3 protein-coding genes, 1 rRNA gene and 1 pseudogene are annotated in these 4,173 nt (G+C 67.8%); 4 read left to right on the top strand and 1 reads right to left on the bottom strand.

All coding sequences use genetic code 11. The features are described 5' to 3' along the window. The 4 genes and pseudogenes from OO60_RS44850 to OO60_RS44215 form a co-directional block, all read left to right on the top strand. Positions 1 to 713: pseudogene (locus OO60_RS44850) on the top strand (lipoyl synthase); the annotation flags it as partial. A 44-nt stretch (positions 714 to 757) separates the two neighbouring features. Beyond that, positions 758 to 1,384 (top strand): DedA family protein, encoded by a 627-nt coding sequence (locus OO60_RS44225; protein ID WP_003088888.1) that lies wholly within the window; start codon positions 758 to 760, stop codon positions 1,382 to 1,384. Between the two features lie 27 nt (positions 1,385 to 1,411). Beyond that, positions 1,412 to 2,281, top strand: a complete 870-nt coding sequence (locus OO60_RS44220) for a patatin-like phospholipase family protein (protein ID WP_033263635.1) — start codon at positions 1,412 to 1,414, stop codon at positions 2,279 to 2,281. 103 nt (positions 2,282 to 2,384) lie between these two features. After that, a complete protein-coding gene (locus OO60_RS44215; RefSeq protein ID WP_205624183.1) occupies positions 2,385 to 3,596 on the top strand; it encodes a L,D-transpeptidase in 1,212 nt (403 codons plus the stop codon). 485 nt (positions 3,597 to 4,081) lie between these two features. Here the strand turns inward: OO60_RS44215 and rrf are convergent. Beyond that, positions 4,082 to 4,173 (bottom strand): 5S ribosomal RNA (rrf, locus tag OO60_RS45310); the annotation flags it as partial.

Here is a 4,173-nt window from a genome sequence, read left to right as displayed (position 1 = left end):
CGGAAGCTGTTGCGTCTGGAAGTTCGCAACAGTGAGACGCCGATCGAGAAGAAGCCGTCGTGGATCAAGACGCGGGTGCGGATGGGTCCGGAGTTCACCGAGCTCAAGGGTCTGGTGCGCCGCGAGGGTTTGCACACGGTGTGTGAAGAGGCGGGTTGTCCCAATATTTACGAGTGCTGGGAAGACCGGGAGGCCACGTTCCTGATCGGTGGGGATCAGTGCACCCGTCGGTGTGATTTCTGTCAGATCGACACCGGAAAACCGGCTGCTTTGGATCGTACGGAGCCGCGGAAGGTGGGTATGCGCGGTCGTTGGAGGTCATCACGGCGGCGCGTGAGGCCGGGTTGGTGACGAAGTCGAACTTGATTCTGGGGATGGGTGAGACCCCGGACGAGGTTGCTCCGGCGATGCAGGACTTGGTTGATGCGGGGTGCGAGATTTTGACGATCACGCAGTATTTGCGGCCGTCGCCGCGGCATCATCCGGTGGATCGGTGGGTGAAGCCGGAGGAGTTCGTGGAGCACTCGAAGGCCGCGGAGGCGATGGGTTTCGCGGGGGTGATGGCCGGGCCGCTGGTGCGCTCGTCCTACCGCGCGGGACGGCTCTACGCCCAGACCAAGGCCCACCGCGGCGAGGTCCTGCCCGAAAACCTGCAGCACCTCGCGGCCGAAGGCCCCGCCGCCCAGGAAGCGACGTCGCTGCTGGCCCGGTGACGCACGTCACCCCACCATCCTTAAAGGATCGGTAAAGTGGCGGTATGGCCCTGGTTTCGGACCTCCTCAGCTGGTTGCAAGGACTCCCGGAACCGGGCCTCGTCGCCGCGACCGGCGGCCTGGTGTTCGCCGAGTGCACGATCGGCCTCGGGTTCCTGGCGCCCGGGGAGTCCGGGCTGCTCATCGCCGCGACGACGGCGAACACCGTCCCCCGGTTCCTGGCGCTGTGGCTCGTCGTGACCCTGTGCGCGACGGCGGGCGACGCGCTCGGGTACGGCATCGGCCGCCGCTTCGGGCCGCGGCTGCGTGACACCAAGCTCATCCGCCGGTACGGCCTGGAAGCCTGGGACAAAGCCACCGCGGTGCTCGAACGCCGGGGCGCCTGGGCGGTCTTCTTCGCCCGGTTCCTGCCGGTGATCCGGACGCTGACGCCCGCGGCGGCCGGGACGTCCGGGCTGGCGTTCCGCCGCTTCCTGCCGGCCGCCGCGGCGGGCGCGTTCTGCTGGTCGCTGGTCCACATCGGCATCGGCGCGGCGCTGGGCGAGGCCGCCAAGCGCATCGAAGGCGCGTTGAACACCGGCGGCCTGATCGTGGTCGGCGTGCTCGCCGCCGTCGCGGTGTTCTTCCTGCTGCGGCTGAAGAAGCGCAAGGCGCTCGAGCGCGTGCCCTGATCGGCCGGGTTTACTACATTCGGCGGCATGAGTCTCGCGGATCTTCCCCGGCCGGTCGGTTTCGTCTTCGGCGGGGGTGGCAGCCTCGGCGCCATGCAGGTCGGCATGCTGCGCGCCCTGACCGAGGCCGGGCTCACCCCGGACGTCGTGACCGGGACGTCGGTCGGTTCGCTCAACGCCGCCGTCCTCGCCCGCTCCGGCACCGACGCCCTCGCGCGCCTGCACGACATCTGGGCGCACATGACGCGCGCCGAAGCGTTCCCCGGCGGCGTGTTCAGCCGCGTGCGGGCGCTGACGCAGGGCAAGACGCACCTGTTCCCCAACACGGGCCTGGCCGGGATCATCGCCGACCACCTCGGCGAGCCGACGCGCTTCGAGGACCTGGCGCTGCCGCTCGGCGTCGTCACGACGCAGGTCGACACGGCCGAGCCGTTGCTGATCCGCTCCGGCAGGCTGCTCGAGCCGCTGCTGGCGAGCTGCGCGATCCCGGGGATCTTCCCGCCGGTGGAGCACGACGGGCAGCTGCTGTACGACGGCGGGCTCGTCGCGAACGTCCCGATGCGGCAGGCCCTCGCGATGGGGGCGAAGTCCCTGGTGGTGCTCGACTGCGCGTTCCCCGGCAAGCTGCCGGGCGCGCCGCGGACGTTCGCCGAGGTGATGATGTTCACCGCGATGATCAGCATGCGGAACCAGGCGGTGCTGGAAGCGCCGGTAGCGGCCGCGCAGGTGCCGGTGCTGTACCTGCCGGGCCCGGCGCCGGTACGTGTGAACCCGTTGGACTTCGGGCACACCGAAGCACTGGCGGAAGAGGCGTACACGGCAGCTCGTGAGTACCTCGGTGAAGTCTCGGTGAGCGGACCGGGGTTGTACGGCGCTCCGGGGCTCGTCATCACGTGATCCACGTCACGCCGATGCACCGATCCGCCGGCAAGAACGTCATCGCTATCGCGTAGTTTTGATGACGAATGCCCGCCGATCCCAATTCCCAAAAAGAGACAATATGCTCCCCAAGAAGATTTTACTTTCGGTGGCCGGAATCCTCGCCGGAGCACTGTTGCTTTCCGCCTGCTCGTCCGGTGACGACGGCGGCTCCACCGGCGGCGGCGCGCCCGCGTCCGGCTCCGCCGCGCCGGCCGAGACGCCGGTCGCGGTGACGTTCGAGCCCGCGGGCGGCACGGCGGTGAACCCGGCGTCGCCGATCGTCGTCAAGGCGGCCAACGGGAAGCTCCTCGACGTCACGGTGACCAACGCGGCCAAGGGGAAGACGGTCGCCGGGAAGCTGGCGGAGGACGGGTCGAGCTGGACGTCCACCGAGCCGCTCGGCTACGGCGCGACGTACAAGATCGTCGCGCACGCCCAGGGGTCCAACGGGAAGCCGGTCGAACAGGACAACCAGATCACGACGCTGTCGCCGAAGAAGCAGGCGAACGCCAACCTGATCCCGGCGCCGTCCGCGGTGGCGAGCACGGGCGTCGGCGTCGGCCAGCCGATCGTGTTCAGCTTCGGCAAGGTCGCCGTCAAGAACAAGGCGGCGGTCGAGAAGGCCCTGACGGTCGAGTCGACGCCGAAGCAGGACGGCAGCTGGTACTGGATCGACGACTCGAACGTCCACTACCGGCCGAAGGAGTACTGGAAGGCCGGCACGACCCTGAAGGTGTCGGCGAAGATCTACGGCGTCGACTTCGGCGGCGGCGTGTTCGGCGCGGAGGACCGCACGGAGACGTACAAGGTGCACGATTCCTGGATCGCGAAGGCGGACGGGAACAGCGAGCAGATGCAGATCTTCCACAACGGTCAGATGGTCAAGTCGATGCCGATCTCGATGGGCAAGGACGCGACACCGACCCACCTGGGCGCGCACGTCATTTCGGACAAGCAGGCGAACTACACGATGGATTCGTGCACGTACGGCGTCTGCCCACCGGACCCGAAGGCGTACCGGTCCAACGAGAAGTGGTCGGAGCGCATTTCCAACGACGGCGAGTTCGTCCACGAGAACCCGAACAGCGTGGGCCAGCAGGGCAGTTCGAACGTGTCGCACGGGTGCATCAACCTGAACGACGCGAACGCCCAGTGGTTCTTCCAGAACATGGGCCTGGGCGACGTCGTGGAGGTCACCAACTCGGGCGGCCCGCAGCTGCCGGTCTGGGACCTGTACGGCGACTGGTCCAAGTCCTGGGCCGACTGGCAAGCCGGCTCCGCCATCAAGTAACCGTCCTTCCGGTAAGGGGGGTCAGGAGCTCCGCTCCTGGCCCCCTTTCTCATGCCCGCATCTCCCGCCAGCCGGCCCACGCCGCTCGTGATGCCCCTCCAAACACGAGTGATGCCCGCTCAGTCACGCGAGATGCCCCCTCAATCACGTGAGTTCCGCCTTCAATCACGCGAGTTACGGGCCTGACCACGTCAGTTCCGCCTCTAATCACGCGAGTTCTGCGGAGGCATCGCCGGGCGTGTGATTCGGGAGGCATCATGCGTGATTGGAGGGGCATAAAGCGTGATTGGAGGGGCATCACGGCGCCGGCCGCGGCGCAGTCGGTGTGATCCGAGGCGGGATTCGCGTGGTTGGAGCCGGAACTCGCGTGATGGGGGGCGGAAGTCACCGTCTGTGGCCGGCGGCTCGGCCGGTGTGAGGCATGAGAAAAGGGCCTGGGCCGGGAGACTTTCGTCTCGACCGGGCCCAGGCCCTTCCCCAAGTAAGTTCGGCGGTGTCCTACTCTCCCACAACCCTTCGGTTGCAGTACCATCGGCGCTGTCAGGCTTAGCTTCCGGGTTCGGAATGGGACCGGGCG

Source organism: Amycolatopsis vancoresmycina (assembly GCF_000716785.1).
Taxonomy (GTDB): Bacteria; Actinomycetota; Actinomycetes; order Mycobacteriales; family Pseudonocardiaceae; genus Amycolatopsis; species Amycolatopsis vancoresmycina.
Note: the sequence above shows the minus strand (reverse complement) of the source record. Positions and strands in the feature narration are given on the sequence as shown.

What these genes read in the sequence shown, in the direction of transcription:
- OO60_RS44225 (WP_003088888.1), top strand. Translation starts at nt 758, where the DNA reads ATGGCCCTGGTTTCGGACCTCCTCAGCTGGTTGCAAGGACTCCCGGAA.
- OO60_RS44215 (WP_205624183.1), top strand. Translation starts at nt 2,385, where the DNA reads ATGCTCCCCAAGAAGATTTTACTTTCGGTGGCCGGAATCCTCGCCGGA.
- OO60_RS44220 (WP_033263635.1), top strand. Translation starts at nt 1,412, where the DNA reads ATGAGTCTCGCGGATCTTCCCCGGCCGGTCGGTTTCGTCTTCGGCGGG.